At 76.0% G+C, this 4,387-nt stretch carries 2 protein-coding genes and 1 pseudogene; all 3 read left to right on the top strand.

The genetic code is table 11. From position 1 onward, the window contains the following. Nucleotides 1–228 (top strand): annotated as a pseudogene (locus AOK18_RS33560) (hypothetical protein); the annotation flags it as partial. Beyond that, nucleotides 221–1,306, top strand: a complete 1,086-nt coding sequence (locus tag AOK18_RS31755; protein WP_055574923.1) for a hypothetical protein — start codon at nt 221–223, stop codon at nt 1,304–1,306. The pseudogene AOK18_RS33560 and the gene AOK18_RS31755, both read left to right, overlap by 8 nt. Beyond that, the gene (locus tag AOK18_RS07805) at nt 1,303–4,284 is read left to right on the top strand and encodes a hypothetical protein (RefSeq protein WP_055693851.1); all 2,982 of its coding nucleotides are present in this window, start codon (nt 1,303–1,305) and stop codon (nt 4,282–4,284) included. Before AOK18_RS31755 ends, AOK18_RS07805 begins: the two co-directional genes overlap by 4 nt. Nucleotides 4,285–4,387 lie beyond the last annotated feature (103 nt).

The following is a 4,387-nucleotide window of genomic DNA, read 5'->3' as shown; positions in this document are numbered from 1 at the left end:
ATCTGGAGCGACCTCGGCCGCGACCACCTGTTCACCCTCGGGACGCACACACCCGAGGACGTCGCCTCGTGCGTCGGCCACGCCCTGGGACGCCCCGCCGGGGCCCCCGGACCGCCGGCCGGCCCCGCCACCGCACCGGCGTTCCTCCCCACCGCCCGCCGTACCGGCGCGCGCACCGACTCGCCGGCGGCACCGCCCAGCCGGAAGGACAGTGAGCACCATGCATGAGAACAAGCCGGACGAGCCCCGGTTCCCACCGGTGGAAACGGTGAGCAGGCCCTACGAGCGGAACACGGCGGACGGGGAGGCCGAGTACACCGGCAGCGACCCCGTGTACGCTCCGCCGCTCGAGTTCACCCCGGGGGAGCGGGCAGGGGAAGGGGAGACCCGGATCGGCGTCTGGGGCGGACCGTCCTCGGGCAAGACCACCTTCCTGGGCGCCCTGCGCCTCGCGGTCCTCGACCCGTCCGGCCCCTTCGGCCGGTGGCAGGTGGTGCCGTCCGACGACGTGTCGGAGACGTTCATGGTGGAGACGGCACGGGAGCTGGCGATCGACCGGGTCTTCCCCGAGGCCACCCAGAACGTCCGCTCCTACGCGTGGCGCTTCCGCGGGGACCTCGGCGGCACCGCCCTCGGCAGGCGCCGCCCGTGGCGCAGGCGCCCGGTGAACCGGCTGGACTTCGAGCTGAGCGTGCTCGACGTGCCCGGCGGCGCCTACAAGGACCTGGAGACCAAGCCCCACGCCGCCCGGAGCATCGACCACCTGGCCAGGGCCCAGGGACTCGTCTACCTCTTCGACCCGGTCCGCGAGGCGAAGGACAACGACTCGTTCGCCTTCCTCAACGGCACCCTGACCCGCATCACCCGGCTGTGCCTGCAGGAGAACCGGCTGGACGGCCCCTACCTCCCGCACCACCTCGCCGTGTGCCTCACCAAGTTCGACGACCCGGACGTCTTCCACCGGGCCCGGCGCGGCGGCTGGACCGACCTGGGGCCGAACGGCGTGCCCGTCGTGCCCGACCCGGCCGGATTCTTCGACTGGCTCGCGGACGACCTGCACGGCAGCACCATGCGCCTGGTGGGACAGACCCTGCGCGCCCACTTCCACCCCTCACGCCTCCACTTCTTCACCTCCTCGGCGATCGGCTTCGGCACGATGCCCGGCGGATCCGTCGACCTGCAGCGCTTCGGGAACGTCAACGTCGTCGACGGGGTCGAGCGCATCGTGGGCCCGCTCAGCCCGTACAACGTCATGGAACCGCTGGTGTCCCTGCTGCTCGGCATGAGGAACGGAGGACGTCCGTGAACGACGCGTTCACCGTGGAGGCACTGTGGGCCTGGTACGGCAAGGAGGCGGGCTCCCTGGCCGAGTACGACGTGCTGCACTGCACCGGAGGGGCGCCCCGCCGCGCCGTGTTCTCCGAATACATCATCACGGCGAGCCTCGGCAACCCGCCCTCCGCGACGGCCGCGCGGGACCGGCTGCCCTGGATCTCCGTGGTGGGCCTGCCCTTCACCGACCAGCTGTGGACCGGCATCGCCGTCATGGAGACCTCCACCCTGCGCGACGGCGCGAACCGGGCCGTCGTCCCCACGCGCTACCTGCTCATGGACTCCGCCGAACTGGTGCGCCGACGGGTGGAGTACACCACCCTGTGGGACGCCGTCGCCCCCGTGCGGCTGCCACCGGAGCACGACGAGACCGTCCTGCTGGAGGTCTCCCCGCCGGCCGTCGCCGGGCTGACGGAGGGTCTGGAGACCATCGCCGACCACACGCCCGCCGGTACCGGCGGTACCGCCGGCGCCGGGCAGCGGCGGGAGGCGGCCGTGGAGTGGGCCGTGTCCGTCGCCGCGCTGCTGCTGTGCGGCGACCCCGTCGTCGTCACCGGCGGCGGCGCACTCGACGCGCGGGCCCGGCTGGCCGTGTTCGACGCCGTCGCCGGCCTCCTGCCGTACGGGACGCGCAGCGGGCTGCGCGTGGGCAGCTGCCTCGACGGGGGCGCCCCACCGCCCACCCAGCTGGCCTTCGGACCGGGGCACACGCCGTCCGCCCGGTGCGTCCGCCTCGGAACTCCGCCCCAGGTCCCGGCCGGGCCCCCCGAGGACTACCGGCGCCGCCTCTCCCGCCTGATCGAGGTCGTGGGCTTCGACACGGTCACCGCCGGACTGCGCGAACTCGACGCGCCCGTCGCGCCGGCCGACCACGGGGCCCTGCTCGGCGCCCTCGGCCGGCTGGACCCGTTCCGCGCGGCGGTGGACGCCGTCGAGGCCGGACGGCACTCCGCCCAGGTGGTGGCCGAAGGACTGAACAGCCTGACGGACGGTGAGGACGCGGACCGCGACGGCTTCCTGCGGCTCGTCGAGTGCGGGATCGCGTACGCGGCCGACCCCGGGGGCCGGGAGCTGCACGAGGCACTGCGCCGCCACTGGACGCACCGAAGGAGCGGGCCGAGGGTGTCCGCGCTCGTGGCGGAGGCCCTCCTCAACGTGGTGCTGAGCGGCGCCGAGCACGCGATGGACAGCACCTCGTGCCGCACCAGGCTGGACGCGCTGTGGCACCTGGTCGAACGGTGCCGCAAGGAGGGCGAGGTGCTGCGGCTGCTGCCCGGACGGCCGGACGACGGCCGGCGCCTGCGGTACGCGGCCGAGTGCCTGTGCCTGCTGGGCCCGGACAGGGTGGCCGACGGCCGGGCCGACGCGGTGCGCGCCCTGCGGGACTCGCGCCGGCTCGCCCTGGAGGTGCTCGCGCGGGAATCGGCCGACCCCGTCCGGCTCGTGGCCTGGCTGACCCCGCTCGCGCCGGCCGCCCCCGAAGCCCCCGCCTGGCTGCGCGCCTGGGCGGTGCTCTCGGTGCGCGAGGCGCGGCACGCGGCCCGGGCCGAGCCGCGCCCCACCGCCGAGGACGCCGTCCACGTGCTCACCGCCACCGTCGGCGCGGGGCGGCCCGACTGGACGGCCGAGGCGGTCGGAGGGCTGTGGCCGCAGCTGTGCACCCTCGCCACCGGGTCCGTCCCCGGGTCCGGGGACGGGGGACGACCGGGCGCGGACGGAGCCACCGCCGGGTTCTCCCGCCTGCCCCGGACGCGGAACCGCGGCGGAGCGCGGAAACCCTCCCCGGCCGGACCGACGGGCACCCCGGACATGCCGGAGGTCCTGGGACGCCCACCGGCCTCCGCCGGCCCGGCAACCCCGTTCGGGCCCCCGGACGTGCGGACGCTGAGGGCCCTGCTCACCGCGGACCCGGACGCGTGGCAGCACTGCAGGGCACCGGCCGACGTCCTGAGCTGTCTGGTGGGCGTCCCCCCCGCCGGCCCCCCGTGGCGCGAAACCGCGTGCCTCGCCTACGCCCGGAGCCTGCACCAGATCTTCCAGGACGCAGACCTGGCACCCTTCCTGGACCTGCTCGTGGGCGAACTCGCCGGGCCGGCGCTCGCCGAACCCTGGGGCAAGGAGGGAGAACCCGTCGTCCTCGCGGCCCTCCTGGGGGCACCGCACCGGGAGGCCGCCGCGGACCTGTCCCGGCGCCTCGCCGCCAGGGACGAGGAACACCGGCGACGGCAGGCGGCCCGGGAGCGGGAACGTGCCGTCCGGGCACAGCGGCTCTCCGAGCGTGAAGCCGCCCACACCGCCCACCTGCGCGCCACCCGCCGGACGCGGGAGAACCAGGTCGTGCGGCAGGAGGCCCCGGAACGGTACGGCGGCGGCCCCCCGGCCACGACCGGGACCACCGGACCCGGCACCGGCCCCGCTCCGGCGCCCACCGGACTCCGCACGGACCACGGGCGTCCCCCCGCCGTCGGAACCGCCCGGCCGGGCGGGGAACCGGACCCGTTGGAACGCCTCGAACACGCCGCCCGGCTGCCCTGCTCCTCCCGGGACATGGCGGCGCTGTGGGCGCCCTTCACCCTCGACCTGGAATCCGCCGCGGGCCGCCGGGCCCTCGTGGCGGCCGGCCGCTGGTGGGAGAAGGCCCGGGACGGGGAACGCGCCGCGCTCTTCGGCCATCTGCACCGCGCGCTGCTCGCCGAGCACCAGTGCAGCGTCGACGTCACCGCGGACATCCTGCACGAGATCAGACGCCTGGTCGTGGCGGGCCGGGCCTCCGGCCACAGCGGCGGCGGATGGCAGGCCGGGCCGGTGCTCCAGGAGGCGAAACGGGACCTGCGCGCACTGCGCGCACGGGTGCGGGAACTGCGGTGGATACGGCTGCGGGCCCACGTCAACCTGGCCCCGGGAACACCGCGCAAGTCCGGGAAGCGGAACAGAGGGAGCACCGACCGATGACCAACGACCGTCCCCGGCCGGCCCGGCGCCCGCTCGCCGCGGCACTGGCCGCCGCCCTCCTCGCCCTGGGCCCCGCCCCCTCCGCCGGCGCCGCGGACCCCGG

Source organism: Streptomyces prasinopilosus (assembly GCF_001419695.1).
GTDB lineage: Bacteria > Actinomycetota > Actinomycetes > Streptomycetales > Streptomycetaceae > Streptomyces > Streptomyces prasinopilosus.
Note: the sequence above shows the minus strand (reverse complement) of the source record. Positions and strands in the feature narration are given on the sequence as shown.

Bases quoted from the DNA above. Each gene is read 5' to 3' on its own strand.
- AOK18_RS31755 (WP_055574923.1), top strand. From the start codon at position 221: ATGCATGAGAACAAGCCGGACGAGCCCCGGTTCCCACCGGTGGAAACG.